This is a genomic window from Paenarthrobacter sp. NPDC092416, assembly GCF_044755025.1.
GTDB lineage: Bacteria > Actinomycetota > Actinomycetes > Actinomycetales > Micrococcaceae > Arthrobacter.
In genome coordinates this window covers 474089-499838 of record NZ_JBIVQG010000001.1, presented here as the reverse complement: position 1 = coordinate 499838, position 25750 = coordinate 474089, and the positions used below count along the sequence as shown (strand labels likewise).

Below are 25750 nucleotides of genomic sequence, written 5' to 3'. Positions count from 1 at the left end.
TAAACCGGAGGTCGTAGGCAGTACACCCACACGTTCCGTGTGGCCCCAGCCTCCGACCGGGGGTACGCTGTCCGGGCTCTGTAATGCAGTCCCAGCGCAGCTTGTGCTGCCTTTATTTACTTGCGTGGGTTAGCAACCCAGGTTTGCCCTTGCGGGCGCTGATTCCCGAAGGGGAATTAGCCCTGGCGCTGCTTGTGGCGCGGGTTCTCGCAGATCACCATGACCCGGCCATTACGGCGGATCACTTTGCACTTGTCGCAGATCTGCTTGACGCTCGGCTTGACCTTCATGGCGTTCCTTTGCGTGTTTTGCAGTTGATCTGCTGGAGCGGCTTAGGCCATACCCAGCCGCCCAGCAATTTACTTGTAGCGGTAGACGATACGACCACGTGTGAGGTCGTATGGGCTCAGCTCCACCACTACCCGGTCCTCAGGGAGGATTCGAATGTAGTGCTGACGCATCTTCCCAGAGATGTGTGCGAGAACGACGTGCTTGTTGGTGAGCTCAACACGAAACATCGCGTTGGGCAGCGCCTCAGTCACAACGCCCTCGATCTCAATGACCCCGTCCTTCTTGGCCATATCCTCCGCTAACTGTTGTTTGCCGCCGTCCTCCGGTAGGCACCGAAGATCCAGCGGACGTTTTTTGTTTGCTTGGCCCTCTTGGAACCACGACACCAAAAAGGGCGTGGCTGCACAGACAACCAACAAATAACTCTACGCCAATCAGGCCGGAAAGTTAAATCCGTCCATGGTAACGCACACGCCCGCCGCCGTCACTCCCCCGCAGCCTTGAACGCAGGGAATTCACCTGCCGGTGTCGTGACGCTTTCGGCCGCTTCCACGCCGTCGAGAATCGCCAATCGAACGGCTTCCGCCGCTGCGCTTTGCAAGGTGATGAGCGAAACCTGCCGCGCCTGTTCCGTACTGCGGTCGAGTCCGACGGCGCCAGTCGCCAAGGCGAACACGGTATCTCCGTCCGCCAAAGTATGGGACGGGTCCAAGGCCCGCGCCAACCCGGCATGCCCGGACGACGCCGTCCGCTTGCACTCGGCAACATCCAGCACAGCATTCGTGGCAATCACGACGAGCGTCGTATTCAGGCCCTGCGGCGGGACAAACGGCACCACCGGCTTGCCCTCCGGGGCTGGGGCCCGGCCGCGCGCACCCAAGGGAGGAACGGCCCAGCGCGCAGAGGGCTGCATGCCCGCAGGGCCAAAGACAGGAACACCGAGGGCATTTACCACGGCAATGGCTCCAACAACCACCCCGCCGTCGAGGCTGATTGACGACGTCCCAACTCCGCCTTTGTATTGTCCCCGCGCCACAAGTGCACCGGTCCCCGCGCCGACGTTTCCGCGTTCGACGGCGCCATGGTCGCCTGATGCGAAGGCGGCAGCGGCCGCCTGGTAGCCCATGTCGGCGCCGGGTCGCGCTTTCACATCACCACCCCGCCCGAGGTCGAAGATGGCTGCAGCGGGAACGATCGGCACCACGGTTCCGGGTACGGCAAACCCACGCCCTTCCTCCTCGCACCACAATTGGGCGCCAGTGGCGGAGGCCAGCCCAAAGGCACTCCCGCCCGTCAGGACAACAGCATCCACTGTAGATACGAGCGTCGTGGGATCAAGCGCATCGGTCTCGTGTGTGCCGGGACCTCCCCCGCGCACGTCCACCGAGCCCACGGTTCCCGGCGGCGGCAGGACCACGGTCACGCCGCTGAGCCACCCGTCGTCGTTCTTCTGTGCGTGCCCAACCCGTATGCCCGCAACATCGGTGATCGAATTCATGGCTCCATTCTCCACCTGGACACAACCGCACTCAGCAAAGCGGCCGGGAACAAAGTGGTAGCAGGGCCTCAAATACGAACACTCGGGTAACGCCTCGTAAACGGGTTCGAAAAGGTTAGCCAACTATCGCTTCGGAGGCGCCGTTTGGTGCAACCGCGTCATTTCGCTGTGGTGAGCTAAGCCTGTCTCCGCCGCCCCGATCCGGGCCCGGCACGCAAAGTTCGCCTCACAACGTTAGTGATCAATGACTACCCGAATCTTCCACAGCAGCACCGCGCCTGCCGCCCCGGAGCACGCGTCACCGCCCCAGCCGCGCGGCCCGGGATCCGTACGCAGAAACCGCTGGTCCGGCCGAAGCCGCAAAGACTTCCTGGTGTTCCTAGCCATGGCCCTGCCGAATCTGGCGTTGATCGCGACCTTCACGTATTGGCCGCTGATCAACAACATCTACTACTCCACGTTGGATTGGACGCTGGGTTCAGCGTCGGCCACCGTGGTAGGCCTGCAGAATTACGTGACGTTCTTCTCGAGTGAGGACGCGGCAAAGGTCCTTGGAACCACAGCTGTTTTCACGGTGGTCACGGTCGGCGGATCCATGGTGCTCGGTTTGTTGGTGGCGCTGGCGTTGAACTCCAAGGTGCGCGGCACTACGTTTGCCCGTTCAGCCGTGTTCGCTCCCTATGTGCTGTCCGGCGTCGGAGTGGGGTTGGTCTGGCTCTTCATCTTCGACCCCGGCTACGGCGTTCTCGCCTGGATCCTGCGGGGCGTGGGCCAACAGAGCCCGCAATGGATCAACGATCCCCAGCTCTCGCTGGCGATGGTCATCATCGTGTACGTCTGGAAGAACCTGGGCTACTGTGCCGTGGTCTTCCTGGCCGGCCTGCAGTCACTCCCCAAGGACGTGATGGAAGCTGCAGCGTTGGATGGGGCCAACAGTGTGTTGAGGTTCTTCAACATCTCCATCCCGTTGCTGTCACCCACCACTTTTTTCCTGCTGATCACCACCATGCTCAGTTCCTTGCAGGCGTTCGACCTGATCCGCATTATGACCCCGCTCGGAAATGGCACCAGCACGCTGATCTACGAGGCATATCTCCAGGCATTCGGCGCCTTCAACCGTGCCGGCTACTCAGCAGCCATCTCGGTGATCCTTTTCGTCATCCTGCTGATCATCACTGTTGTGCAACTGAGGTTCGTTGAGCGAAAGGTGCACTACTCATGAGCGCACCGTCACCCGCCGTCGTCGTTGATTCTGCCGGGACGCCGCAGCAGCGCCCTCAGTCCGGCAAGGCACTCTCACGCGCCAATCTGCTGCGGACCCTGGCAACGGGCTACGTCCCACTGGTCCTGGCGACGCTGGTGGTTTTCCTGCCGCTCCTGTGGATGCTTCTGAGTTCTTTCAAGCAGCCCGGCGAGATCGTCACCATGGACCTCAAGATCCTGCCTGAGTCCTTGAACCTTGAAAACTACGTCACGGCGATGACCACGGTGCCGTTCGCTCAGTTCTTTGCCAACAGCCTGATCGTCACTGTGGTGGGTTCGTCCATCAAAGTGGTCCTGGCGATCCTGACGGCCTATGCGCTGGTGTTTGTTCGGTTCCCGTTCAAGAACGTGATCTTCGTGCTGATCCTCGTGGCTCTGATGGTCCCGGCGCAGGTCTCCATCCTGCCCAACTACATCCTGATCGCAGGCATGGGGGGCAAGAACACCCTGTGGGGCATCATCCTGCCCGGGCTGGGAACCGCATTCGGCACTTTCCTGCTGCGCCAGCATTTCCTGACGCTGCCGCCGTCCATCCTGGAAGCAGCGGAAATCGACGGCGCAGGCCACTGGCGGCGGTTGTGGCAAATCATTGTGCCGGTGTCCGTCCCGTCGATTGCCACCGTGGCTTTGGTGACCGTGGTCAGCGAATGGAACGACTACATCTGGCCGCTCATCATCACCGACCGCCCCGAAACCATGACCCTGCCGGTGGGCCTGACGTTGCTGCAGAACTCTGAAGGCAACGGGGCCGGATGGGGAATCCTCATGGCCGGCGCCGTGTTGGTGATCGTCCCCATCCTGCTGGTGTTCGCAGCCCTGCAGCGCTACATCGTAGCCGGGCTGACGCAAGGCAGCGTCACTGGCTGATTTTTTCCACCGCACCATTCGCATCGAAGAAAGCTCTTGAGAGGAACCACCATGCGCACGAATCTTGACCGCCGACATTTCCTTGGCCTTGCGGGCCTGGGCGCCGGAGCTGCGGCCCTCGCCGCGTGCGGCGGACCGTCGACGGCGGGCACGGCAGGCGCCGTCGACACCGCAACGATCGACTTCACCGGGGTAAAGCCCGCTGCCTCCATCGATTTCTGGACCAACCACCCTGGCAAGTCCCAAGACGTGGAAAAAGCCATTATCGAAAAGTTCCACGCCAAGTTCCCGGACATCAAGGTCAACCTGGTCACCGCCGGGGCAAACTACGAGGAAATTGCGCAGAAGTTCCAGACGTCGCAGGCTGCCAAGACGGGCCTGCCCGCACTTGTAGTTCTTTCGGACGTGTGGTGGTTCCGCTACTTCTCCAACGGCAGCATCATCCCCATCGACGGACTGGTGAAGCAGTTGGACATCAAGATCGATGACTTCCAGAAGTCGCTCGTGGACGATTACAAGTACGACGGCAAGCAGTGGGCCCTTCCTTACGGCCGCTCAACCCCGCTGTTCTACTACAACAAGGACCACTTCAAGGCCGCAGGCCTGCCAGACCGCGCTCCGGCAACCTGGCAGGAATTCGCCGAATGGGCCCCGAAACTCAAGGCGACATCCGGCGCCCAGTACGCCTACATCTACCCTGCCTTGGCCGGATATGCAGGGTGGACCCTGCAGAACAACCTGTGGGGTTGGGGCGGAAGCTGGTCCAAGGACTGGGAGATCACGTGCGACTCCACGCAGTCCGTGGCTGCGCTGCAGTGGGCGCAGGATTCCATTTACAAGGACGGCTGGGCAGGTGTGTCCTCCAAGGAAGCCGCAGACGACTTTGCCGCCGGCATCACCTCGTCCACCATCTCCTCCACGGGCTCCCTGTTAGGCGTCCTCAAGGCGGCAAAATTCAATGTCGGCGTCGGATTCCTGCCCGGCGGCCCCGAGGCGCCCAGCGGAGTCTGCCCCACCGGCGGTGCGGGACTAGGCATCCCGAGTGGCATCAGCAAGGAAGAGCAGCTGGCGGCCGCGACGTTCCTGAAGTTCATGACTGAGCCCGAAAACACTGCGGCGTTCTCCGCAGCGACGGGATACATGCCCACGCGCTTGTCCGCGGATATGTCGGCCGTCCTGGCGGCGACCCCGCAGATCAAGACTGCCATGGACCAGCTGGCCGTCACCAAGGTCCAGGACAACGCCCGCGTTTTCCTGCCTGGCGCCGATCAGGAGATGGCCAAGGCTGCAGCAAAGATCCTCACCCAGCAGGGCGACGTGCAGGCCACCATGATTGAGCTCAAGAAGACGCTGGAGGGCATTTACACCAAGGACGTGAAGCCGAAGTTGAAGGCCTAGCTCCTCATCGACTGACATGAAGAGCGGGGCTGCCTGGCAGCCCCGCTCTTCATGTGCAGGTGTTACATGGTCTTGCAGGGTCTACGGGATCGGGACAGGCACGACGCCGAGCGGCGCCAACTGCTCGGCGCCTCCGTCCGGGGCCGAAAGGACCCAGATACCCTTTTCGTGGACTGCGACAGAGTGCTCCCACTGGCAGGAACGCTTACCGTCGGTGGTGACAACCGTCCAGTCGTCGTCGAGCGTAGCGGTCTCGATGCCGCCTCGAACCAGCATGGGCTCAATGGCCAGGCAAAGACCCGGGCGGATCTTGGGGCCGCGGTGGCTGGTGCGGTAGTTCAGGACGTCGGGTGCCATGTGCATTTCGGAGCCGATGCCGTGGCCAACGTAGTCTTCCAGGATGCCCAAGGGCTTGCCCGGAACCGAGGAAACGTAGTCGTCTACGGCGCAGCCGATGTCGCCCACAAACTTGCCAGTAGCGAGGGCCGCGATGCCACGCCACATGGCGGCCTCTGTAACATCGGAGAGCCGTTGGTCTTCAGGATCGGCCTTTCCCACAATCACCGTGCGAGCCGAGTCCGAGTGCCAGCCATCAACAATGCAGCCGCCATCGATCGAGATGATATCGCCGTCGTTGAGGACTCGTCCGCCGGGGATGCCATGGACGACTTCCTCGTTGACCGAGGTGCAGATGGTGGCGGGGAAGCCGTGGTAGCCCAGGAAGTTCGACTTGGCTCCGGCATCATTCAGGACGGCAGCGAAGACCTCGTCGAGGTCCTTGGTGGTGACACCCGCCTTGGCCGCGGCAACAGCAGCGTCAAGCGCGCGGCTGAGGACCAATCCGGCCTCGTGCATTTTGCGCATCTGCTGGTTGCTCTTGTATTCAATGCGGGGCTGACCGAACGCCATGTTCTCCTCTGGATGTTGTAGGAGCCGATCAGGCCCCATGCTCCAACCATTTTCCCGCATCCGGGAGCGTGGTCGAAATTGGCTCGATTCCAAGGCCTTCCCGAAGCCGGTCAATCCGGTAGGTCCGCTGCCGGCCGAGTTGGCTGACGCCGTACCGGGTGAGCCTGGGCGCCCTTCGTGTCGCTGCTGACAACGCTTCCACAGCACCGGCGAGCGCCATCGCGGCCGGCAGCGGCAGGTATCGGATGTGCACGTCCGCATGTCCCGTTGCATCCAGGACCTGACGCAGCACCTCACCAAGCTCAACCGGACCCGCGTCGGCGACGTTGACTGCGCCGCGGAGCTCCGACTGGCAAGCCGACAACACCGCCTTTGTCAGGTTCTGGACGTGCGTCAGCTGATGCGTCACCCGCCCATGACCGACGCTGAGCAACTGTCCGCGGCGGATGTTGTTTACCAGCCTTGGTAGCAAGGTCCGGTCCCCGGGTCCATAGACACCGTGCGGGCGAAGAGCTACGGCGTTGCCATGACGCCGGGCCTCGATGTCGGCGAGCGCCTTCGTGCGTCCGTAAGCATTCAGGTGTCTCGACGCTACTTCCTCTTCGCCACGGTTGATGCAAGGCTCCCACCACGGGTACACACTCGAACTCGAAATATGGACAAGTCGTGTTCCGGCGTAGGCCTCGGCGACGGACTGCGTTCCAAGAACGTTGACACGGTGGAAGAGTCGAGGATCGCCCCAGTCAGAAACGTTCGCAGCAGCATGGACGACGGCGTCAACCACCGGCAGGCGTGCTGGTGGAAGTCCCGTGAGGTCCCAGTACGTCAGGCCCGCGCCCCGCTGCCGGGCAAAACGGACGACTTCCCAGCCCGCGGCTTCCGCTGCGGCAGCCACCGCTCCCCCGATGAATCCTGTGGCCCCGGTGACCGCAATTCTCATGGATACCGTCCCTGTGAACGTTCCGCGAACTCGCGTCGGAGCCCCTCTCGATCCGGTTTTCTGTGTCGGCCGCTGGTGGGGATCGCCTCCATGATTTCGATGTGGTCCGGAAGAGCGGATTCGTCGATCAACGCCGGAAGCTTGTGTGCCAGCCGCGCCTTCAACGCGGCAGCAGACTCGTTGGATGCCCCCACCACGGCCAGCCAGACGGCTTCATCGCCGATGTCATCTGCCACGCCCACCATCACCGCCTGCTGAACCCCCGGCACGGCAGCGATCACAGGTTCGTAGAGGGCAGGGTAGATGTTGGTCTTGCCGCGGATGATCATGTCCTTCTTTCGTCCGATCATCACGAGTCTCGGCGCCCCTGCGATACCGCCATCCAGCCGCACCAAATCGCCGGTGCCGTGCTCGATCATCGGCTCCTCCCCCAGGTACCCGTGGCACATGTTGGGGCCGCGGGCGAAAAGTTCGTGGTCGCTTGCCACCCGGATCTCGACGGCGGGCAGTGGCTCCCCGAGGAAGTCACCCTCCCCGCTACCATCAGGCGAGGTGAACTGGGCTTCGGCTCCGGAGGCAAACGCCAGCTTCTCCTTGCCGTCCGCGATGGCAATCGGCAGCAGTTCCGTCATGCCGTAAATGAGTTTGAAGTCGACGTCCGGCAACAGCTTCATGGCCCGCTGCAGGAACGGTGCCAGGACCGGCGCGGCACCGAGCATGATGGTCCTCAGCGTCCCGGGCAGCGTCGTCCTTCCGTCCTCCACCGCGTCCAGGATTGGCGCCAATTGCGAGGGGACAAGGAAAAGGTGCGTGGCGCCGTCGTAAGTTGTCCCCTTGCCAGCCACCGGACCGAGTTCCCTTGCCAGGCGTAGTGGGTCGATGTGCGCCGAAAAACCGTAAGCGGGCATGGTCCAGTGCGCGCCGGCAATCAGCGCAGGCAAGCCCATCATGAGCTGCTCGGAGTGGATCCTGTCGCCTTGGCCGAAAGTGCACCGCTGCGTCAGTTGCTCGAAGCCGGCGGCCAGCGAACCCCGTGTGTGAACAACGCCTTTTGGTTTCCCCGTGGTACCTGACGTGAAGATGATGACCGCTTCCTGGTGTGCCGAAGCCGCCGTCGGCAACCGGTCAGCAGACGGCCCCCGGTCGTCCGAAACCAAAGGGCGGGCAAGTTGTTTCACGGGTGTTGCGCCCCTGGGCACACCAGGCAGCCACGGTCCCGAGTAGTAATGCCGCACATCCATGGCGCCATAGTCCGGAAGGAGCAGGCCTCGCCGGCGCGCCAATGGCCTCAGCGGGCTCTTGGTGCTCACCGCATACAGCAGTGACTCAGCCGCAGCCCAGCGGGGAGCTGCGAGTTCGGCACGGTCCCGGAACAGTGCCGGCCCGATGCCCGGATCGATAAACACCACCGACCCGCCGGCCCGTACAGCGCCCAGCGCAAGGATGAACGCGGCGGGACTGGGTCGGACGGAAAACAGCATGCGTTCGCCGGGACCGAAGCCGTCGGCAACCAACCGTGCGGCAGTCGCCTCGATGCCGTCCACGAGCTGCCGATAGGTGATGGTCCGGCCGGGCCTGACACGCCGGTCCCCCCACGGCGCCTTGCCCGGCGCTGTGATCGCCGGATTGTCCGGGGCTCGTTCGGCTGCCGCGAGGACAGCTGCGATGAGGTCCGCGCCTGGTTTGTCAGGTGACATTGGTCAGCTCCAACTTCCTGTAGCCCGGAATGAGGACTCCCTTGCTGACCTGCCTGGCAGCAACCCGCCACGGACTGTGGGAGTACCTGTCCAGAAGCAGGCCCAGCGTCGCGTTGATCTCGGCCATTGCCAATGGCATCCCGATGCAGAAATGTGGCCCAGCGCCGAACCACAACTGGCGTGCCTGAGGCGGCACGGGATGCCCAGGGTCGAACCCACGCAGGCCTTTCGCGGCATGAATCGTGGACAACAGAATGCGGTCACCCTGCCTGACAACCACGTCACCGATCGTGGCCGGTGCTACGGCGTCCCGCAGCATCATGGGCGAGGGAACCGTGAACCGCAATGCCTCGTTGACGGCGGCCGGTACACCGGCGCGGTCAGCCGCAAGGCCTTCGATCCGGCCGCTATCGGCAATCAGGGCCACGAGCCGCGGAACGAACGACACCAACGTCTCGGTGCCCACCATCACGAAAGCACTGATAATGCCCATCGCCTCGTTCTCTCCCATGCCAAGTTCACGCAGCCGGCCGGGAAAAGTCTCCGGGTCACTCTCCCGGTACGCCGTCCGTGCCGGTCCTGCAAGAACCTCGACGGCGGACCGGCCCTTGGCGATTTGCCGCGCCGTCAGCGTGGGGCGGCCGAGCCTGACGAGGGAGGAGATGGAAGAACCCAGGTTGAAGAGTTCCCGGTTGGGCAGGCGGCCTGGCGCATCTTCTGGCACGCCGAGCAACCGGGAGATCACTCCCCCGGCGAGTTCCTTGACGCAGTCCACCAGGTCAACAGCGCCGAGGGTGTCCAGGTCGTGATGGACGCGGGAATGCAGAGATGCCGATGCAGGCTCAACAATCGCAGCAACAGCGCCCGGCGTGAAGAGGTCCCCCAACTTCCGCCGAAGTTCCCTGTGCTCGTGGCCGTCCATGTTCACCAACGCGCGCGGACCCACCACGGGGGTCCACAGCGCTCCGGAGCCCGAGGGACCGTTTTTGACGAAGCGTTCCTGGTCCATGAGGACATCCCGCACCAAGCGTGCCTCGCTGACCAGGACTCCCAATCCGGGCAGCCGCATCGCCGGGCGGAGACTACCCAGTCCGCGGATCACGGGGTACAGAACGGGGTGTGCCCCCAGATGCACGCGTCGCTCCCAGCGATCCGCCGTGGTCACCTGATGTCCACATGCTCGGGTCGGTACCGGTGGTCCGCGTACCACGCCAGCGTGTTCTTCAAGCCCCATGCTTTGACTCGGCGAGAGGATCCGTAGACCACAACATCCCGCCGAAGCGCGTAATTTCGGGTCAGCTTCCGCACTTGGTTGGACAGTGCCCGGTCCTCGTGAAGGTCTTCGATCCTGGTCCGGGGAAACCCGCCTGAGCGGTGGTACATCTCTGCTGTGATGGCCATGTTGCAACCAGGAAGCATCTGATACGGACCCAGATAGCCTTCCCCCTTGTTGCCCGGGCGGATACGGCCAAAGAACGATGCAACCTCGACGGCGAGCAGCATCATCCGCCGCTCCCCTGCGGTAATCCCTTCATCGTCCCGAGGAACAAGTTGCCCGGCGATGAGCTCCAGCCCCTCGGTAAACGCCGCCACGATCCGTTCAGTCCAGTCCGGCGCGGCAAGGCAATCCGAGTCCGTGCGCGCCAGCCAACGGGCACCGTGGTCTACGCCGAAACGCATCCCTGTGTCCGCGGCTGCGCCGGTACCCTTCTCGGTTTCGTGGAGCAGCCTGATGTCCATGCGGGGATGCGCTGCCGCAAACTCCGCTACGATCCCGCAGCTGCGATCCGTGGACCCGTTGTCCACCACAACAACAGTGAAGTCCGCATAGACCTGGGCAGCAAGGGACTCCAAGGTTTCCCGGACGAGTTTCTCCTCGTTCAACATGGGCACCGCGATGCATAAGGCGCTGGTGGGTTCCACGCTCGCAAAGTCACCCTGAGGTGCCTGCCCGTTCACAGCCGCACCACGGCCATGCCCAGGCTCACCCCGCCCGCGAGGCCTACCAAGGCCACAAGGTCTCCGGGACCACACCGGCCACTGTCCAGGGCAAGCCGCAATTGCAAAGGCAGGCTCACCGACGCCAGATTGCCGAAATCTTCAACGGCAGGCACCAAGCGGTCCCTGGGAACACCTGCCCGCTCGGCAAAGATTTCCCGATACGGTGCGCTCACCTGGTGAACGCACACCACTGCGAAGTCAGTCCACTGAAGATCCGCCTCTGCCAGCGTCTGGTCCAGGATCCCGCAGCCCAGGTCAAGGAAGGCTTCCTTGAGCTTCTCTCCGTCCATGCTGAAATACGTAGCTTCCGGGTCACGCGGGAAAGCGGAACCTCCCGCCGCCAGCGTCCCCACCGACCAGTGGCTGCTCCGTGCCGTGAAGCCCATGGCAAGAATGCCCGCGGTGTCCTTGCCATCGGAATCTGCTGCGGGGCGATCTGCGGCCTCGAGCAACACCGCAGCACCGCCGTCGCTCATGGTGTAACCGGGGAAGCTGGACGCAAACGTCTCAAAGTCCGGAACCGTCCAGCGGACTGCCCTCGACGGCGATTCACCCGTCGCTACCAGCACACGGTGGTAGCGCCCGGATCCAATGAGCGCGTCAGCGACCTCAAGGCCGTTGAGGAAGCTGTTGCACGCGTTCTTGACGTCCATCACCGGCGAACCGAGTCCCAACTTGGCGGCTACCATGTGGCCGGTGGCGGGCTCAACCATGTCCTGGCTGGCTGACGCGAAGATGAGAAGGTCGATGTCGGGCGTTTGGAGGCCGCATTCGGCGAGAACTTTGGCAGCTGCGTTTGCGGCCAAATCCGATGCTTGCTCGGAATCCGCCATCACGCTCCTGGAGCGGATACCGGTCACACGGCCTATCAAACCCTTCGGCACACGGAACCCAGGACTCCGCTCACCAATGCGGCGTTCGACGGCGGCAGTGTCCAATCGGGCCGGCGGCACGTAGACCTCCAAGCCGGCAATGCGGCTCCGTCCGGATAGAGCTGTCAGCATGCGCGGTTCCCCCACTCCAGTCACCTTTCCAGCCCCGGCTCCAAGGAGGAGTCGGCAACGAAAAAGGGTGTGTCCCGCACCTATGGTACGGGACACACCCTTTTGTTCATGGCCGGTTCAGCGGCTATGTGGAAAACCCCTTAGACAGCCTTGGCCGACTCGATGGCAGTGAGTACGCGGTTGGTAACCTCGTCTATGCCACCAATGCCGTCAACCTGCGTGAGAATGCCACGCTCTGCATATTTGGCCACAACTGCCTCGGTCTGCTCGTGGTAGAGGTCCAGGCGGTGGCGGATAACGGCTTCGTTGTCATCCGAGCGGCCGGTTTCCTTGGCACGTCCCAAGAGGCGGGAAACCAGTTCTTCGTCGTCGGCGGTCAGCTGGAGCACGACGTCGAGCTCCTGCTCACCCTCGGCGAGGATCTGGTCCAGATAGTCAACCTGCGCGGTGGTGCGCGGGTAGCCGTCCAAGAGGAAGCCGTTCTCGACGTCGCTCTGGCTCAGGCGGTCCCGAACCATGTTGTTCGTGACGCTGTCCGGAACAAAGTCCCCGGCATCCATGTACTTCTTGGCTTCAATGCCCAACGGGGTCTCGCCCTTAACGTTGGCACGGAAGATATCGCCGGTGGAGATGGCGACTACGCCGAGGCGCTCGGAAATCCGCTCAGCCTGCGTACCCTTGCCCGAACCGGGAGGTCCAATGATCAGCATTCTCGTCATCGCAAAAGCCCTTCGTAGTGACGTTGTTGTAGCTGCGCATCAATCTGCTTGACGGTTTCCAGGCCAACACCCACCATGATCAGGATTGACGTGCCACCGAACGGGAAGTTCTGGTTGGCGTTGATCAGGACGAGTGCAACCAACGGGATCAGCGCCACGAAGCCCAGGTAAAGGGCTCCAGGCAGAGTGATCCTGGAAAGCACGTACTGCAGGTAGTCCGCGGTCGGTTTACCCGCCCGGATGCCCGGAATGAACCCGCCGTACTTCTTCATGTTGTCCGACACTTCTTCAGGGTTGAAGGTGATGGCCACGTAGAAGTAGGTGAAGAACACGATCATGGCGAAGTAAAGCGCCATATAGATGGGGTGGTCGCCACGGGTGAGGTTGTTGTTGATCCACTCAACCCAGGGCGCTATCTGCTCCCCTGCCTTCGGCTGATTGAACTGGGAAATCAGGCCCGGCAGGTACAGCATGGAGGAAGCGAAGATGACGGGCACGACGCCGGCCATGTTCACCTTGATGGGAATGTAAGTGCTGGTTCCACCCACAGTGCGGCGGCCGATCATGCGCTTGGCATACTGAACCGGAACGCGGCGCTGGGACTGCTCCACGAAGACCACCAAGGCAACCGTGAGGAGGCCGACTGCCAGAACAGTAAAGAACGTGCCCGGGCCCTTCGAGGTCCAGATGGAGCCGAGGGAGGTGGGGAAGCCTGCAGCGATCGAGGTGAAGATGAGCAGCGACATGCCGTTGCCCACACCCTTCTCGGTGACCAGTTCACCCATCCACATGATGAGGCCGGTACCGGCCGTCAGCGTGATGATCAGCAGGAGCGTGGTGACAATGCTCTCGTCAGGAATGATCGGCAGGTTACAGCCGGGCAGCAGCTGGCCGGAACGGGCCAGCGACACCAGCGTTGTGGCGTTCAGGAGGCCGAGCGCGATGGTGAGGTACCGCGTGTATTGCGTCAACTTTGACTGACCCGAAGCACCCTCTTCGTACAGCTGCTGGAACCGGGGAATGACCACCCGGAGCAGTTGGACGATAATGCTCGCCGTAATGTACGGCATGATGCCCAAGGCGAAGATCGACACCTGCAGCAGCGCACCGCCGCTGAACAGGTTAACGAGCTGGTAGATGCCCTGCGAGGTATCGCCGGTGTTCAAGCATTGCTGGACATTCTGGTAGTTCACACCAGGCGAGGGGATAAAAGCTCCCAAGCGGAAGATTGTGATGATTCCCAGCGTGAACAACAACTTGCGTCGCAAATCAGGCGTTCGAAACGCCCGGCCGAATGCGCTAAGCAAGCGTCCTCCTGAGTAGAAAGTACAAGGATGTAGGTGGGCTCAATCAAACCCAACACCCGAGTCTAGCGGCTTGAGACGCCGTCGTTATAATCGAGAGTCTACTTTCACGAAAAAATCCCGGTATACAGGGGCCGAAGCCCCCGCATACCGGGATTGTTTACAACGGGCGTTTGCCCCACAGGCTCTTAGAGAGAAGTGGTGCTTCCGCCGGCTGCGGCAATCTTTTCAGCAGCGCTGGAAGAGAATGCGTGAGCCGTGACGTCGACCTTGACGGTGATGTCGCCGGTGCCCAGGACCTTGACGGGCTGGTTCTTGCGAACCGCACCCTTCTCGACCAAGGACTCAACGGTGACAGCGCCACCTTCCGGGAACAACTCGTTGAGCTTGTCCAGGTTGACAACCTGGAACTCAACCCGGAACGGGTTCTTGAAGCCGCGCAGCTTCGGCAGGCGCATGTGCAGCGGCAGCTGGCCGCCGGCAAAGCCAGCCTTTACCTGGTAGCGGGCCTTCGTACCCTTGGTACCGCGACCAGCGGTCTTACCCTTGGAGCCTTCACCACGACCAACACGGGTCTTGGCGGTCTTGGCACCCGGGGCGGGACGCAGGTGGTGGACCTTCAGAGCGTTCTGCTTCTCAGCAGCCTCTGCGGCGGTCTTGTTCTCTGCCATTACTTCGCCTCCTCTACATTCACGAGGTGCGGAACCGTGTTGAGCATTCCAACGGTCACGGCGTCAGCGGTACGGACAACGGTGTGTCCGATGCGCTTCAGGCCGAGGGACCGAAGAGTTGCCTTCTGGTTCTGCTTGGCGCCAATGACGCCCTTGATCTGGGTGATCTCCAACTTGGCGTCGGAGGGAGTCAGGTTCTTAGCCATGACTAAACACCTGCCTTCTGGTTCTGGAGCGCGCGCACCAGAGCAGCAGGAGCAACCTCGTCCAGCGGCAGGCCACGGCGGGCAGCCACGGAAGCGGGCTCTTCGAGCTGCTTCAGAGCGTCAACGGTCGCGTGAACGATGTTGATCGCGTTGGAGGAACCGAGCGACTTGGAGAGGATGTCGTGGATACCGACGCACTCCAGTACTGCACGGACCGGACCACCGGCGATAACACCGGTACCGGCGGAAGCCGGACGCAGCAGGACTACGCCTGCAGCAGCCTCACCCTGCACACGGTGCGGGATGGTGTTGCCAACGCGGGGAACGCGGAAGAAGGACTTCTTGGCCTCTTCAACGCCCTTTGCGATTGCAGCGGGAACTTCCTTGGCCTTGCCGTAGCCAACGCCAACCAGGCCGTTGCCGTCGCCGACGACCACAAGAGCGGTGAAGCTGAAGCGACGACCACCCTTGACGACCTTGGCAACGCGGTTGATGGTTACAACGCGCTCTACGAACTGGCTCTTCTCGGCTTCACGACCGCCATCGCGGCCACCACGGCCACCACGGTCGCCGCGGCCCTGGCCACGCTCGCCGCGCTCGCCACGACGTCCGCCGCGGCGGTCATCGGTAGCGGCAGCGGTCTCAGTTGCTTCAGCAGCTACAGCTTCAGTCACCTGAATGTCCTTTTCGTTATTTTCAACGGTCACAGTGCCAGCCCACCTTCGCGAGCACCGTCAGCGACGGCGGCGATGCGGCCGTGGTACTTGTTACCGCCACGGTCGAAGACAACAGCCTCAACGCCGGCAGCCTTGGCACGCTCTGCAACGAGCTCGCCAACGCGCTTTGCCTTGGCAGTCTTGTCGCCGTCGAATGCGCGCAGGTCAGCTTCCAGAGTGGAAGCGTAAGCCACGGTTACACCCTTGCTGTCATCGACAACCTGGACGAATACGTGACGCGCCGAACGGTTGACGACCAGACGAGGACGTACAGCCGTGCCGGTGATGCGCTTGCGGATACGAAGCTGGCGACGGCTGCGTGCAGCCGACTTACTCTTGTTCGTACGCTTCTTGTTAATTGCGATGGCCATGGTTTACTTACCAGCCTTTCCGACCTTGCGGCGGATGACTTCGCCGGCGTAACGGACACCCTTGCCCTTGTAGGGGTCAGGCTTGCGCAGCTTGCGAATGTTGGCAGCAACCTCGCCGACCTGCTGCTTATTGATACCCGCAACAGAGAGCTTGGTCGGACCCTCTACTACGAAGGTGATGCCTTCGGGTGCAGAGACGTTGACCGGGTGGCTGTAGCCCAGAGCGAACTCCAGGTCAGAACCCTTGGCCTGAACGCGGTAACCGGTACCGACGATTTCAAGCTTCTTCTCGTAGCCCTCGGTAACGCCCTGGATCATGTTGGCGATCAGGGTGCGGGTCAGGCCGTGCAGCGAACGCGAGTTGCGCTCGTCGTTCGGGCGGGTGACCGTGAGAGTGTTCTCTTCCAGGGAGACCTCGATCGGGCTGGCAACAGTGTGGCTCAGCTCGCCCTTGGAACCCTTGACGTTGATGACGGAGCCATCAACCTTGACCTCAACTCCGGCAGGAACGGTGATGGGGAGACGTCCAATACGTGACATTATTCTCTTCCTTTCCCGTTACCAGACGTACGCGAGGACTTCGCCGCCCACGCCCTTCTTACCGGCCTGCTTGTCAGTCAGGAGGCCGGAAGAGGTGGACAGGATTGCGATACCCAGGCCACCCAGCACGTGAGGCAGGTTGGTGGACTTCGCGTAAACGCGGAGACCAGGCTTGGAAATGCGGCGGACGCCAGCGATGGAACGCTCGCGGTTCGGACCGAACTTCAGGTCGAGGGTCAGCTTCTTGCCAACCTCGGCGTCTTCTTCCTTCCAGCCGGCAATGTAGCCTTCTGCCTTCAGGATGTCAGCAACGCGTGCCTTCAGCTTGCTGTACGGCATGGTCACGGTGTCGTGGTATGCCGAGTTTGCATTGCGCAGACGCGTAAGCATGTCTGCGACAGGATCTGTCATAGTCATTTGGGCTATAGCCCTTCCTCATAACGGTTTCCGCTGTGCTTGTCTCTTCCGAGTCAGCGCAGCCGGACCTGTTACGTAGTTAGTTTTCGGTCTTGAACGGGAAACCAAGCGCCTTGAGCAGCGCACGGCCTTCGTCGTCGGTCTTGGCAGTGGTGACGACCGTGATGTCCATACCGCGAACGCGGTCGATGGAGTCCTGGTCGATTTCGTGGAACATAACCTGCTCGGTCAGACCGAAGGTGTAGTTGCCGTTGCCATCGAACTGCTTGCCGTTGAGGCCGCGGAAGTCACGGATACGCGGCAGTGCCAGCGAAACCAGACGGTCCACGAATTCCCACATACGGTCGCCACGCAGAGTTGCGTGCGCACCGATCGGCATGCCTTCGCGCAGCTTGAACTGTGCGATCGACTTGCGGGCCTTGGTTACCTGCGGCTTCTGGCCGGTGATCAGGGTGAGGTCGCGGACAGCGCCGTCGATCAGCTTGGAGTCCTTTGCGGCATCTCCAACACCCATGTTCACAACAACCTTCACCAAGCGGGGAACCTGGTTCACGTTCACGTAGCTGAACTCGTCCTGCAGGGACTTCTTGATGGTCTCTGCGTACTTCGTCTTCAGACGCGGAACGATCTTCGTTTCGACGGTGGTCTCAGACAGTGTCTCACTCATCAGATGTCCTTCCCGGTGGCCTTGGACACGCGGATACGGACGGTCTTGGTAGCGCCGTCCTTCTCAACGGTGTCGAGACGGAAACCAACACGGGTCGGCTTCTTGGTCGACGGGTCAACCAAAGCAACGTTGGAAACGTGGATCGGAGCCTCAACGACCTCGATGCCACCGGTCTTGGTGCCGCGCTGCGACTGACCGACCTTGGTGTGCTTGGTGACGCGGTTGATTCCCTCTACCAACACGCGGTTGGTGTCCGGGAATACGCGCAGGACCTTGCCCTGCTTGCCGCGGTCGCCGCCGCGTTCCTGCTTGGCGCCGGTGATGACCTGAACGAGGTCACCCTTCTTGATCTTAGCCATGGACTAAAGCACCTCCGGGGCCAGCGAAACGATCTTCATGAACTTCTTGTCGCGAAGCTCACGACCAACCGGGCCGAAGATACGGGTACCGCGGGGGTCACCGTCGTTCTTCAGGATCACAGCTGCGTTTTCGTCAAACTTGATGTAGGAACCATCCGCACGGCGGCGTTCCTTCTTGGTACGGACGATGACCGCCTTAACGACGTCGCCCTTCTTTACGTTTCCGCCGGGGATAGCGTCCTTGACGGTAGCGACGATCACGTCGCCAATGCCTGCGTAGCGACGACCGGATCCACCGAGAACGCGAATGGTAAGGATTTCCTTAGCACCCGTGTTGTCGGCGACCTTGAGTCGCGACTCCTGCTGAATCAATTTTTACTCCTTGCGTCGCGCCGGTTCTCAGACCGAAATCATGCATACGGAATGAGCCTTGCGGAACGGTTGATCGGGGTGTCTCTTGACCTGCCTGGATTTTGCCAGAGCAGGCCTAAACGCCCGTGCCAAAAGCATCAGCTTCCCTTGCAGAAAACTCTGCGCGGGGCAGTATGCCGCGGCACGATTGTTTACGAGGTGGTGAATGACGCACACTTGGCGCCATACAAACTCAATATCCTAGCACGTAGCGGGCCCTTATCATAAACGGCCGGCAACGCGGAAGGGCCCGCATTCCGTAAGGAACGCGGACCCTTCCAATGAATCCCAACCGGGCGTGCCCGGCGTCGGATTTACTTGGCCTTTTCGAGGATCTCCACCAGGCGCCACCGCTTGGTAGCGGAGAGCGGGCGGGTCTCGGCGATGAGGACGAGGTCGCCGATGCCGGCGGTGTTCTCTTCGTCGTGAGCCTTGATCTTCGAGGTGCGGCGAATAACCTTGCCGTACAGAGCGTGCTTCACGCGGTCTTCAACCTGAACAACGATGGTCTTTTCCATCTTGTCAGAGACAACGTAGCCGCGACGCGTCTTACGGTAACCGCGCTGTTCAGCGCTGGCTGCTGCTTCCGTCACAGTTTCCTTCTCGCTCACTTGGAGTCCTCTCCAGCTTCAGCCTTGGCTTCGGCCTTCTTGGACTTCTTTTCTTCCTTGGCTTCCACAACCGGGGCGGCAACCTCGGCACGAATGCCCAGCTCGCGCTCACGGAGAACGGTGTAGATGCGTGCGATGTCCTTCTTTACCGCACGCAGGCGACCGTGGTTCTCCAGCTGACCGGTGGCGGACTGGAAACGCAGGTTGAACAGCTCTTCCTTGGACTTGCGGAGTTCTTCAACGAGACGCTCGTTGTCGAAACCGTCCAGCTGTGCGGGTGCGAGATCCTTCGACCCTACTGCCATTTCTATTCACCACCTTCGCGACGCACAATGCGTGCCTTCAACGGGAGCTTGTGGATTGCCAGGCGCAGTGCCTCGCGAGCTACCTCTTCATTGACACCGGAGAGTTCGAAGAGAACCCGGCCCGGCTTGACGTTTGCGACCCACCATTCCGGAGAACCCTTACCGGAACCCATGCGGGTTTCAGCAGGCTTCTTCGTCAGCGGACGGTCCGGGTAAATATTGATCCAGACCTTACCGCCACGCTTGATGTGGCGGGTCATCGCGATACGGGCGGACTCGATCTGACGGTTCGTCACGTATGCCGGGCTGAGGGCCTGGATACCGTACTCACCGAAGCTGACCTTGGTGCCACCCGTAGCAGCGCCGGAACGACCCGGGTGGTGCTGCTTACGGTGCTTGACTCGACGTGGGATAAGCATTTAAGCCTCTCCTCCTTCTGCTGCCGGAGCAGCAGCTTCAGCGGCCGGAGCCTCTGCAGCAACCGGTGCTGCTTCAGCGGCCGGGCGGTCGTTACGACGACGGCGGTCGCCACCCGGGCGGCCCGGGCGGTCTCCAGCGCGGCCACGGGACGGAGCAGCAGCTGCCTGCTGGGCCAGTTCCTTGGCGGTTACGTCACCCTTGTAGATCCAAACCTTCACACCGATACGGCCGAAGGTGGTCTTGGCTTCGTAGAAGCCGTAGTCGATGTTCGCGCGGAGGGTGTGCAGGGGCACACGGCCTTCGCGGTAGAACTCCGAGCGGGACATTTCTGCGCCACCCAGACGACCGGAGCAAGCAACACGGATACCCTTGGCACCCGCACGCTGTGCGGACTGCATGGCCTTCTTCATCGCACGGCGGAATGCCACGCGGGAAGTCAGCTGCTCAGCGATGCCCTGGGCAACAAGCTGTGCTTCCATCTCGGGGTTCTTGACCTCGAGGATGTTCAGCTGAACCTGCTTGCCAGTGAGCTTTTCGAGCTCGCCGCGGATGCGGTCTGCTTCGGCGCCGCGGCGGCCGATGACGATGCCCGGGCGTGCCGTGTGGATGTCCACGCGGACACGGTCACGGGTGCGCTCGATCTCGACCTTGGCGATGCCGGCGCGCTCCATGCCAGTGGACATGAGCTGACGGATCTTGATGTCCTCGCGGACGAAGTCCTTGTAGCGCTGTCCCGGCTTGTTGCTGTCAGCAAACCAGTGCGAAACGTGGTCGGTGGTGATGCCGAGTCGGAACCCGTGCGGGTTTACTTTCTGTCCCACTTAGCGAGCCTCCTCTTTCTCCGGGGTTGCGACGACCACGGTGATGTGGCTGGTCCGCTTCCTAATGCGGTAGGCGCGGCCTTGGGCACGCGGCTGGAACCGCTTCATGGTCGGGCCTTCATCAACGAATGCTTCGCTGATGAACAGGTCGCTTTCGTCGAATGCAACGCCGTCACGGTCCGCGAGGACACGTGCGTTGGCCATTGCCGACTGAAGTACCTTGAATACCGGCTCCGAAGCTGCCTGGGGGGCAAACTTCAGAATTGCCAGAGCCTCATTCGCTTGCTTACCACGAACAAGGTTGACGACGCGCCGGGCCTTCATAGGCGTTACGCGGATGTGACGCGCAATAGCCTTGGCTTCCATTGCTTTCCTTCTCTCGTCTAAGACGTAAGGTCAGGCGCCTTAGCGGCGCTTGCCCTTACGGTCGTCCTTAACATGGCCGCGGAATGTCCGCGTGGGAGCGAATTCGCCGAGCTTGTGCCCGACCATCGACTCAGTGACAAACACCGGGATGTGCTTGCGTCCGTCGTGTACGGCGATCGTGTGCCCAAGCATGTCGGGGATGATCATCGAACGGCGGGACCAGGTCTTGATGACGTTCTTGGTGCCCTTATCGTTTTCCCGTGCGACCTTCACAAAGAGGTGCTGGTCAACGAAAGGACCTTTTTTCAGGCTGCGTGGCATGTGTCCAGGCTCCTATCGCTTGTTCTTGCCAGTACGGCGGCGACGAACAATAAGCTTGTCGCTCTCTTTGTTCGGACGGCGGGTACGGCCCTCGGGCTTGCCCTTCGGGTTAACCGGGTGACGTCCACCGGAAGTCTTACCTTCACCACCACCGTGCGGGTGGTCAACCGGGTTCATGGCTACACCACGGACAGTCGGGCGAACGCCCTTCCAGCGCATACGGCCGGCCTTGCCCCAGTTGATGTTCGACTGCTCGGCGTTGCCGACCTCGCCGACGGTTGCGCGGCAGCGCACGTCAACGTTGCGGATTTCACCGGAGGGCAGACGCAGCTGGGCGAAACGGCCTTCCTTGGCGACAAGCTGAACCGAAGCACCTGCGGAACGGGCCATCTTGGCGCCGCCACCCGGACGCAGTTCAACTGCGTGGATAACGGTACCAACCGGGATGTTGCGCAGCGGCAGGTTGTTGCCCGGCTTGATGTCAGCGTCGGGGCCAGCCTCGACGAAGTCACCCTGGGACAGCTTGTTCGGAGCGATGATGTAACGCTTGGTGCCATCAACGTAGTGCAGGAGTGCGATGCGAGCCGTACGGTTCGGGTCGTACTCGATTTCGGCAACGCGGGCGTTGATGCCGTCCTTGTCGTGACGACGGAAGTCGATCAGACGGTACTGGCGCTTGTGCCCACCACCCTTGTGACGGGTGGTGATCTTACCGGAGTTGTTACGGCCGCCAGTCTTGTGCAGCGGACGCAGCAACGACTTTTCCGGAGTCGATCGCGTGATTTCAGCGAAGTCGGCTACGCTCGAGCCACGACGGCCCGGGGTAGTCGGCTTGTATTTACGGATTCCCATAATTTATTTCCTCGTTAAAGTGGTCTCCGCTACGCGAGCGGACCGCCGAAGATGTCGATTGTGCCTTCTTTGAGGGTGACAATTGCACGCTTGGTGCTCTTGCGCTGTCCCCAGCCGAATTTGGTGCGCTTGCGCTTACCGGCACGGTTGATGGTGTTGATCGAGTCGACCTTGACGGAGAAAATCTTCTCCACGGCCAGCTTGATCTCGGTCTTGTTCGAGCGAGGGTCCACCAGGAAGGTGTACTTGCCTTCGTCGATCAGACCGTAGCTCTTTTCCGACACGACGGGTGCAAGCACGACGTCGCGCGGGTCCTTGATGGTGGTTACGCTCACTTGGAGGCCTCCTCGTTCTTTGCCTTGTCAGCGACGAAAGCCTCGAAAGCAGCCTTGGTGAAGACCACGTCGTCAGAGACCAGCACGTCGTAGGTGTTCAGCTGGTCTGCGTACAGAACGTGAACATCTTCGAGGTTGCGCACGGACAGTGCAGCAACATCGTTGGCGCGCTCGATCACAACGAGCAGGTTCTTGCGCTCGGAAACTGCGCGCAGCGAAGCCAGTGCTTCCTTGGCGGACGGCTTGGAGCCGGCTACCAGTTCAGCAATGACGTGGATGCGGCCGTTACGGGCGCGGTCAGACAGGGCGCCGCGGAGTGCAGCAGCCTTCATCTTCTTGGGGGTGCGCTGGCTGTAGTCACGCGGAGTCGGTCCGTGGACAACGCCACCGCCGGTCATGTGAGGAGCACGGATTGAACCCTGACGGGCGCGGCCGGTGCCCTTCTGCTTGAACGGCTTGCGACCAGCACCGGAAACCTCGGCGCGGGTCTTGGTCTTGTGGGTACCCTGGCGGGCAGCAGCGAGCTGTGCGACGACGACCTGGTGCAGCAGCGGCACGTTGGTCTGGACGTCGAAGATCTCTGCAGGCAGGTCTACCTTGACAGTGCTAGTCATTTAACTAGGCTCCCTTCACGGCGGTGCGTACGAGTACGACCTGTCCGCGGGCGCCGGGAACGGCACCCTTGATGAGGAGCAGCGACTTCTCAACGTCAACAGCGTGGACCGTGAGGTTCAGCGTGGTGTGACGCTCGGCGCCCATGCGGCCGGCCATTTTCAGACCCTTGAAGACGCGGCTCGGGGTGGATGCGCCACCGATGGAGCCAGGCTTACGGTGGTTCTTGTGGGCACCGTGGGAAGCGCCAACGCCGTGGAAGCCGTGACGCTTCATAACACCGGCAAAGCCCTTACCCTTGGAGGTGCCGACGACGTCGATCTTCTGGCCGGCTTCGAAGATCTCAACAGAGAGCTCCTGGCCCAGCTCGTAGGAAGCGGCGTCTGCGGTACGCAGTTCGACAACGTGGCGGCGAGGCGTCACGCCTGCCTTTTCAAAGTGACCAGCCAGCGGCTTGGTGACCTTGCGGGGGTCGATCTGGCCGTAGCCGATCTGGACGGCGACGTAGCCATCGACATCTGCGTTGCGCAGCTGCGTGATGACGTTGGAGTCAGCCTGGACGACAGTTACCGGAATGAGCTTGTTGTTCTCGTCCCAGACCTGGGTCATGCCGAGCTTCGTGCCCAGCAGGCCCTTTACGTTACGGGTTGCGGTCATAGTCTCTCAGCACCTCCCTAGAGCTTGATTTCGATGTTCACGTCGGCCGGCAGGTCGAGACGCATAAGCGAGTCAACAGCCTTCGGCGTGGGGTCGATGATGTCGATCAGACGCTTGTGAGTACGCATTTCGAAGTGCTCACGGCTGTCCTTGTACTTGTGCGGAGAGCGAATAACGCAGTACACGTTCTTCTCCGTCGGAAGCGGCACGGGGCCGACTACCGTTGCGCCTGCGCGCGTGACCGTCTCAACGATCTTCCGCGCTGAAACATCAATGACCTCGTGGTCATATGACTTCAGCCGGATGCGGATTTTTTGTCCCGCCATGTCGCCTGACTCTCTTTCAGCTAGTGCTGCTCTAGTTAGGGCTGCTCTGTTTACTTACCTGTTTTTGTGGCCGCCGAAGCGTTTGAGGTTGTACCACCACTCGCCGCACAAGCTGAATCCGGATCAATCCGGGTTCCTCAACCTGCCGGCGCACCGACCCCCGCGGTCGGGCGTGTCGCGATTTTCACGCAAACTCGACCGCATTCCATGGGGTTCAGGGTTATGTTTGGGCTTCAGCCTGGACCCTGACACCCGGCATTATCCGGATCGGGACACGAAGAAGCGCTTGAACAACTCATCCAGTATGCCGGAAATAAAGGGCAATGGCCAATCGGCTCCCACAGGGCCATTGCCACGACTGCCAACTGCTGTGGATGATAGGGGCATGACCGCCCAGGATAAGGGTTCCGTGGAAGATCTGGCAGCACGACTGCGCCCGGGATTCACGCTGGGTGTCGCGGCGGCCGCATTCCAGATAGAGGGTTCACTTACCGCTGACGGGCGCGGTCCGTCAGGATGGGACGCGTTCGCCGAAAAGCCTGGAACAATCGTCGACGGCGGCTCCCCCACCATTGCGTGCGACCATTACAACCGCGCCGACGAGGATATCGGCCTGATGCAGGAGTTGGGCGTCGACTCCTACCGCTTCTCGATTTCCTGGCCGCGGATCCAACCCGGCGGCAAGGGTTCCATCAACCAACGCGGACTGGACTTCTATGACCGCCTGATCGACAAACTGCTCGCCGCAGGCATCTCCCCCATGGCCACGCTGTTCCATTGGGACACGCCTCTGGAATTGGAGCACACGGGCGGTTGGATGAATCGGGACACAGCTGAGCGCTTTGCCGTCTACAGTGCCGCAGCAGCGGACCGCTTCGGCGATCGTGTGGCACATTGGGTGACCCTGAACGAACCCGTTTCCGTCACGCTGCAAGGCTACGCCCTGGGCGTCCATGCTCCCGGCCGGCATTTGTTGTTCGACGCCCTTCCGGCTGCACACCATCAACTGCTGGGCCATGGCCTGGCGGTACAGGCCCTGCGCTCCGCCGGGGTCAAGGGACAGGTGGGAGTGTCCAATATGCACTCCCCTGTACAGCCAGCCAGCAACAAGCTGTCGGACCGCATGATGGCCCAAGCCTTCGACCTGATCCTCAACCGGGTCTATGCGGACGCCATACTCCTGGGCCAATACCCCAAACCACCCCTGCCTTTGAAACCTTGGTTCCGTTCCTTGGGGGCGGTCAAGAGCGGTGATCTGGAAACGATCAGCCAGCCCTTGGACTTCTACGGGCTTAACTACTACTACCCGGTGAAGGTTGCCTCAGGACGCGGGCCTGCGGAGATTCCCACAGGATCGGCATCGGACATGGCCAATGTCCCGTTCCATCTGGCGCCATACCAAGAGTACGAGACCACCGGATTTGGGTGGCCCGTGGCGCCGGAGCATTTGGCCATCCTGCTCAGGGAGATGAAGGACCGCTACGGTGACGCGCTGCCACCGTTGTACATCACCGAGGGCGGCGCCAGCTTCCCCGAACCACCCCGGGTTGATGGGCCGCTGCAGGACACCAACCGGATCACGTACATCGCGGATCACCTCGGCCACGCCCTGACGGCCACCGGGCCGGGCGGCTTGGCAGAGGACGTCAAGCTGCTGGGTTACTACGTGTGGACACTCTTGGACAACTTCGAATGGGCAGCCGGATACTCACAGCGTTTTGGGCTGGTCCACGTTGATTTCGGCACCTTGGAGCGGACTCCGAAGGACTCGTTCTACTGGTACCGCGCGTTGGGGCGCGCCCGCCGGCACGAACCTTAGATACTCACGTGGCTTAGGGGATCACGCGCGGACGCCACCATCGAAATAGCGCGTCA

At 61.7% G+C, this 25750-nt stretch carries 35 protein-coding genes; 4 read left to right on the top strand and 31 right to left on the bottom strand.

What is annotated here, in order from left to right; translation table 11 throughout:
• Positions 1-176: 176 nt before the first annotated feature.
• The 3 genes from rpmJ to ACIQC5_RS02195 form a co-directional block, all read right to left on the bottom strand.
• Entirely contained in the window at positions 177-290 is a 114-nt protein-coding gene (rpmJ, locus tag ACIQC5_RS02205) for a 50S ribosomal protein L36 (RefSeq protein WP_011775570.1), read from the bottom strand.
• Between the two features lie 69 nt (positions 291-359).
• On the bottom strand, positions 360-581 hold the full coding sequence (infA, locus tag ACIQC5_RS02200; protein WP_011775571.1) for a translation initiation factor IF-1: 222 nt from the start codon (positions 579-581) through the stop codon (positions 360-362).
• 194 nt (positions 582-775) lie between these two features.
• Positions 776-1789, bottom strand: coding sequence for a P1 family peptidase (locus ACIQC5_RS02195; RefSeq protein ID WP_400278088.1), 1014 nt, complete (start codon positions 1787-1789; stop codon positions 776-778).
• 244 nt (positions 1790-2033) lie between these two features.
• Here ACIQC5_RS02195 and ACIQC5_RS02190 point away from each other — a divergent pair, with 244 nt between their 5' ends.
• The 3 genes from ACIQC5_RS02190 to ACIQC5_RS02180 are packed head-to-tail and all read left to right on the top strand — an operon-like array spanning position 2034 to position 5317.
• The gene (locus ACIQC5_RS02190; protein ID WP_400278087.1) at positions 2034-3011 is read left to right on the top strand and encodes a carbohydrate ABC transporter permease; all 978 of its coding nucleotides are present in this window, start codon (positions 2034-2036) and stop codon (positions 3009-3011) included.
• Positions 3008-3919 (top strand): carbohydrate ABC transporter permease, encoded by a 912-nt coding sequence (locus tag ACIQC5_RS02185; RefSeq protein ID WP_400278085.1) that lies wholly within the window; start codon positions 3008-3010, stop codon positions 3917-3919. The genes ACIQC5_RS02190 and ACIQC5_RS02185 overlap by 4 nt, the downstream gene beginning before the upstream one ends.
• Positions 3920-3970: 51 nt before the next feature.
• The gene (locus tag ACIQC5_RS02180; protein ID WP_400278083.1) at positions 3971-5317 is read left to right on the top strand and encodes an ABC transporter substrate-binding protein; all 1347 of its coding nucleotides are present in this window, start codon (positions 3971-3973) and stop codon (positions 5315-5317) included.
• Between the two features lie 81 nt (positions 5318-5398).
• On the opposite strand, the gene map is transcribed toward ACIQC5_RS02180, so the two are convergent.
• From map to rpsJ, 28 genes are all read right to left on the bottom strand, one after another.
• Complete coding sequence (gene map / locus ACIQC5_RS02175; protein ID WP_400278081.1) at positions 5399-6226, bottom strand: type I methionyl aminopeptidase; 828 nt, start codon at positions 6224-6226, stop codon at positions 5399-5401.
• 28 nt (positions 6227-6254) lie between these two features.
• Positions 6255-7166, bottom strand: coding sequence for an NAD-dependent epimerase/dehydratase family protein (locus ACIQC5_RS02170; protein WP_400278079.1), 912 nt, complete (start codon positions 7164-7166; stop codon positions 6255-6257).
• The gene (locus ACIQC5_RS02165) at positions 7163-8863 is read right to left on the bottom strand and encodes a class I adenylate-forming enzyme family protein (RefSeq protein ID WP_400278077.1); all 1701 of its coding nucleotides are present in this window, start codon (positions 8861-8863) and stop codon (positions 7163-7165) included. Before ACIQC5_RS02165 ends, ACIQC5_RS02170 begins: the two co-directional genes overlap by 4 nt.
• Positions 8853-10028 (bottom strand): cytochrome P450, encoded by a 1176-nt coding sequence (locus ACIQC5_RS02160; protein ID WP_400278076.1) that lies wholly within the window; start codon positions 10026-10028, stop codon positions 8853-8855. The genes ACIQC5_RS02165 and ACIQC5_RS02160 overlap by 11 nt, the downstream gene beginning before the upstream one ends.
• Positions 10025-10786, bottom strand: a complete 762-nt coding sequence (locus tag ACIQC5_RS02155; protein ID WP_400278075.1) for a glycosyltransferase family 2 protein — start codon at positions 10784-10786, stop codon at positions 10025-10027. The genes ACIQC5_RS02160 and ACIQC5_RS02155 overlap by 4 nt, the downstream gene beginning before the upstream one ends.
• Positions 10787-10818: 32 nt before the next feature.
• Positions 10819-11868 carry a 3-oxoacyl-ACP synthase III family protein gene (locus tag ACIQC5_RS02150; protein WP_400278074.1) on the bottom strand — a complete coding sequence of 350 codons (1050 nt, stop codon included), beginning with the start codon at positions 11866-11868 and terminating at the stop codon, positions 10819-10821.
• Between the two features lie 140 nt (positions 11869-12008).
• On the bottom strand, positions 12009-12578 hold the full coding sequence (locus tag ACIQC5_RS02145) for an adenylate kinase (RefSeq protein ID WP_223937624.1): 570 nt from the start codon (positions 12576-12578) through the stop codon (positions 12009-12011).
• 5 nt (positions 12579-12583) lie between these two features.
• Positions 12584-13894, bottom strand: a complete 1311-nt coding sequence (secY, locus tag ACIQC5_RS02140; protein ID WP_400278073.1) for a preprotein translocase subunit SecY — start codon at positions 13892-13894, stop codon at positions 12584-12586.
• Positions 13895-14079: 185 nt separating this feature from the next.
• Positions 14080-14562, bottom strand: a complete 483-nt coding sequence (gene rplO, locus ACIQC5_RS02135; protein WP_400278071.1) for a 50S ribosomal protein L15 — start codon at positions 14560-14562, stop codon at positions 14080-14082.
• Positions 14562-14768: a 50S ribosomal protein L30 gene (rpmD, locus tag ACIQC5_RS02130; protein ID WP_400278070.1), complete on the bottom strand. Its 207-nt coding sequence runs from the start codon at positions 14766-14768 to the stop codon at positions 14562-14564. Before rpmD ends, rplO begins: the two co-directional genes overlap by 1 nt.
• 2 nt (positions 14769-14770) lie before the next feature.
• Positions 14771-15442 carry a 30S ribosomal protein S5 gene (rpsE, locus tag ACIQC5_RS02125; protein WP_400278069.1) on the bottom strand — a complete coding sequence of 224 codons (672 nt, stop codon included), beginning with the start codon at positions 15440-15442 and terminating at the stop codon, positions 14771-14773.
• A gap of 29 nt (positions 15443-15471) precedes the next feature.
• The gene (gene rplR / locus ACIQC5_RS02120; RefSeq protein WP_089595796.1) at positions 15472-15855 is read right to left on the bottom strand and encodes a 50S ribosomal protein L18; all 384 of its coding nucleotides are present in this window, start codon (positions 15853-15855) and stop codon (positions 15472-15474) included.
• A 3-nt stretch (positions 15856-15858) separates the two neighbouring features.
• Complete coding sequence (rplF, locus tag ACIQC5_RS02115; protein WP_377670128.1) at positions 15859-16395, bottom strand: 50S ribosomal protein L6; 537 nt, start codon at positions 16393-16395, stop codon at positions 15859-15861.
• An 18-nt stretch (positions 16396-16413) separates the two neighbouring features.
• Positions 16414-16812, bottom strand: a complete 399-nt coding sequence (gene rpsH / locus ACIQC5_RS02110) for a 30S ribosomal protein S8 (RefSeq protein WP_377670130.1) — start codon at positions 16810-16812, stop codon at positions 16414-16416.
• Between the two features lie 79 nt (positions 16813-16891).
• On the bottom strand, positions 16892-17479 hold the full coding sequence (gene rplE, locus ACIQC5_RS02105) for a 50S ribosomal protein L5 (RefSeq protein ID WP_400278068.1): 588 nt from the start codon (positions 17477-17479) through the stop codon (positions 16892-16894).
• Positions 17479-17838 carry a 50S ribosomal protein L24 gene (gene rplX, locus ACIQC5_RS02100; protein WP_062073171.1) on the bottom strand — a complete coding sequence of 120 codons (360 nt, stop codon included), beginning with the start codon at positions 17836-17838 and terminating at the stop codon, positions 17479-17481. The genes rplE and rplX overlap by 1 nt, the downstream gene beginning before the upstream one ends.
• Positions 17839-17841: 3 nt before the next feature.
• Positions 17842-18210 carry a 50S ribosomal protein L14 gene (rplN, locus tag ACIQC5_RS02095; RefSeq protein ID WP_003803789.1) on the bottom strand — a complete coding sequence of 123 codons (369 nt, stop codon included), beginning with the start codon at positions 18208-18210 and terminating at the stop codon, positions 17842-17844.
• 353 nt (positions 18211-18563) lie between these two features.
• Positions 18564-18860 (bottom strand): 30S ribosomal protein S17, encoded by a 297-nt coding sequence (rpsQ, locus tag ACIQC5_RS02090; RefSeq protein WP_070350367.1) that lies wholly within the window; start codon positions 18858-18860, stop codon positions 18564-18566.
• Positions 18857-19165: a 50S ribosomal protein L29 gene (gene rpmC, locus ACIQC5_RS02085; RefSeq protein ID WP_207615003.1), complete on the bottom strand. Its 309-nt coding sequence runs from the start codon at positions 19163-19165 to the stop codon at positions 18857-18859. The genes rpsQ and rpmC overlap by 4 nt, the downstream gene beginning before the upstream one ends.
• A 2-nt stretch (positions 19166-19167) precedes the next feature.
• Positions 19168-19584 carry a 50S ribosomal protein L16 gene (gene rplP, locus ACIQC5_RS02080; RefSeq protein WP_003803795.1) on the bottom strand — a complete coding sequence of 139 codons (417 nt, stop codon included), beginning with the start codon at positions 19582-19584 and terminating at the stop codon, positions 19168-19170.
• A complete protein-coding gene (gene rpsC, locus ACIQC5_RS02075) occupies positions 19585-20406 on the bottom strand; it encodes a 30S ribosomal protein S3 (protein WP_400278067.1) in 822 nt (273 codons plus the stop codon).
• Positions 20407-20772, bottom strand: a complete 366-nt coding sequence (gene rplV, locus ACIQC5_RS02070) for a 50S ribosomal protein L22 (RefSeq protein WP_400278066.1) — start codon at positions 20770-20772, stop codon at positions 20407-20409.
• Positions 20773-20811: 39 nt separating this feature from the next.
• Positions 20812-21093 carry a 30S ribosomal protein S19 gene (gene rpsS / locus ACIQC5_RS02065; RefSeq protein ID WP_011775591.1) on the bottom strand — a complete coding sequence of 94 codons (282 nt, stop codon included), beginning with the start codon at positions 21091-21093 and terminating at the stop codon, positions 20812-20814.
• 12 nt (positions 21094-21105) lie between these two features.
• Positions 21106-21945: a 50S ribosomal protein L2 gene (rplB, locus tag ACIQC5_RS02060; RefSeq protein ID WP_400278064.1), complete on the bottom strand. Its 840-nt coding sequence runs from the start codon at positions 21943-21945 to the stop codon at positions 21106-21108.
• Between the two features lie 29 nt (positions 21946-21974).
• Entirely contained in the window at positions 21975-22280 is a 306-nt protein-coding gene (gene rplW, locus ACIQC5_RS02055; protein WP_011775593.1) for a 50S ribosomal protein L23, read from the bottom strand.
• Positions 22277-22894, bottom strand: a complete 618-nt coding sequence (gene rplD / locus ACIQC5_RS02050; protein WP_400278063.1) for a 50S ribosomal protein L4 — start codon at positions 22892-22894, stop codon at positions 22277-22279. The genes rplW and rplD overlap by 4 nt, the downstream gene beginning before the upstream one ends.
• 4 nt (positions 22895-22898) lie before the next feature.
• Positions 22899-23549: a 50S ribosomal protein L3 gene (rplC, locus tag ACIQC5_RS02045; RefSeq protein ID WP_018776685.1), complete on the bottom strand. Its 651-nt coding sequence runs from the start codon at positions 23547-23549 to the stop codon at positions 22899-22901.
• A 17-nt stretch (positions 23550-23566) separates the two neighbouring features.
• Complete coding sequence (gene rpsJ / locus ACIQC5_RS02040; protein ID WP_003803825.1) at positions 23567-23875, bottom strand: 30S ribosomal protein S10; 309 nt, start codon at positions 23873-23875, stop codon at positions 23567-23569.
• A gap of 385 nt (positions 23876-24260) precedes the next feature.
• Between rpsJ and ACIQC5_RS02035 the strand changes: the two genes are divergently transcribed.
• Positions 24261-25694, top strand: a complete 1434-nt coding sequence (locus tag ACIQC5_RS02035; protein ID WP_400278060.1) for a GH1 family beta-glucosidase — start codon at positions 24261-24263, stop codon at positions 25692-25694.
• Positions 25695-25750: the final 56 nt, after the last annotated feature.

Coding starts and splice junctions, on each gene's coding strand:
- infA (WP_011775571.1), bottom strand. CDS start 581: ATGGCCAAGAAGGACGGGGTCATTGAGATCGAGGGCGTTGTGACTGAG.
- rplD (WP_400278063.1), bottom strand. CDS start 22,894: ATGACTAGCACTGTCAAGGTAGACCTGCCTGCAGAGATCTTCGACGTC.
- rpsJ (WP_003803825.1), bottom strand. CDS start 23,875: ATGGCGGGACAAAAAATCCGCATCCGGCTGAAGTCATATGACCACGAG.
- rpmC (WP_207615003.1), bottom strand. CDS start 19,165: ATGGCAGTAGGGTCGAAGGATCTCGCACCCGCACAGCTGGACGGTTTC.
- rplE (WP_400278068.1), bottom strand. CDS start 17,479: ATGAGTGAGACACTGTCTGAGACCACCGTCGAAACGAAGATCGTTCCG.
- ACIQC5_RS02170 (WP_400278079.1), bottom strand. CDS start 7,166: ATGAGAATTGCGGTCACCGGGGCCACAGGATTCATCGGGGGAGCGGTG.
- rplR (WP_089595796.1), bottom strand. CDS start 15,855: ATGGCCATCGCAATTAACAAGAAGCGTACGAACAAGAGTAAGTCGGCT.
- rpsH (WP_377670130.1), bottom strand. CDS start 16,812: ATGACTATGACAGATCCTGTCGCAGACATGCTTACGCGTCTGCGCAAT.
- rpmJ (WP_011775570.1), bottom strand. CDS start 290: ATGAAGGTCAAGCCGAGCGTCAAGCAGATCTGCGACAAGTGCAAAGTG.
- rpmD (WP_400278070.1), bottom strand. CDS start 14,768: ATGGCTAAGAACCTGACTCCCTCCGACGCCAAGTTGGAGATCACCCAG.
- rplO (WP_400278071.1), bottom strand. CDS start 14,562: ATGGCAGAGAACAAGACCGCCGCAGAGGCTGCTGAGAAGCAGAACGCT.
- ACIQC5_RS02035 (WP_400278060.1), top strand. CDS start 24,261: ATGACCGCCCAGGATAAGGGTTCCGTGGAAGATCTGGCAGCACGACTG.
- ACIQC5_RS02185 (WP_400278085.1), top strand. CDS start 3,008: ATGAGCGCACCGTCACCCGCCGTCGTCGTTGATTCTGCCGGGACGCCG.
- ACIQC5_RS02150 (WP_400278074.1), bottom strand. CDS start 11,868: ATGCTGACAGCTCTATCCGGACGGAGCCGCATTGCCGGCTTGGAGGTC.
- rplF (WP_377670128.1), bottom strand. CDS start 16,395: ATGTCACGTATTGGACGTCTCCCCATCACCGTTCCTGCCGGAGTTGAG.
- ACIQC5_RS02145 (WP_223937624.1), bottom strand. CDS start 12,578: ATGCTGATCATTGGACCTCCCGGTTCGGGCAAGGGTACGCAGGCTGAG.
- rplV (WP_400278066.1), bottom strand. CDS start 20,772: ATGGAAGCCAAGGCTATTGCGCGTCACATCCGCGTAACGCCTATGAAG.
- rplB (WP_400278064.1), bottom strand. CDS start 21,945: ATGGGAATCCGTAAATACAAGCCGACTACCCCGGGCCGTCGTGGCTCG.
- rpsS (WP_011775591.1), bottom strand. CDS start 21,093: ATGCCACGCAGCCTGAAAAAAGGTCCTTTCGTTGACCAGCACCTCTTT.
- ACIQC5_RS02180 (WP_400278083.1), top strand. CDS start 3,971: ATGCGCACGAATCTTGACCGCCGACATTTCCTTGGCCTTGCGGGCCTG.
- ACIQC5_RS02165 (WP_400278077.1), bottom strand. CDS start 8,863: ATGTCACCTGACAAACCAGGCGCGGACCTCATCGCAGCTGTCCTCGCG.
- rplP (WP_003803795.1), bottom strand. CDS start 19,584: ATGCTTATCCCACGTCGAGTCAAGCACCGTAAGCAGCACCACCCGGGT.
- rplX (WP_062073171.1), bottom strand. CDS start 17,838: ATGGCTAAGATCAAGAAGGGTGACCTCGTTCAGGTCATCACCGGCGCC.
- ACIQC5_RS02190 (WP_400278087.1), top strand. CDS start 2,034: ATGACTACCCGAATCTTCCACAGCAGCACCGCGCCTGCCGCCCCGGAG.
- ACIQC5_RS02195 (WP_400278088.1), bottom strand. CDS start 1,789: ATGAATTCGATCACCGATGTTGCGGGCATACGGGTTGGGCACGCACAG.
- rplC (WP_018776685.1), bottom strand. CDS start 23,549: ATGACCGCAACCCGTAACGTAAAGGGCCTGCTGGGCACGAAGCTCGGC.
- map (WP_400278081.1), bottom strand. CDS start 6,226: ATGGCGTTCGGTCAGCCCCGCATTGAATACAAGAGCAACCAGCAGATG.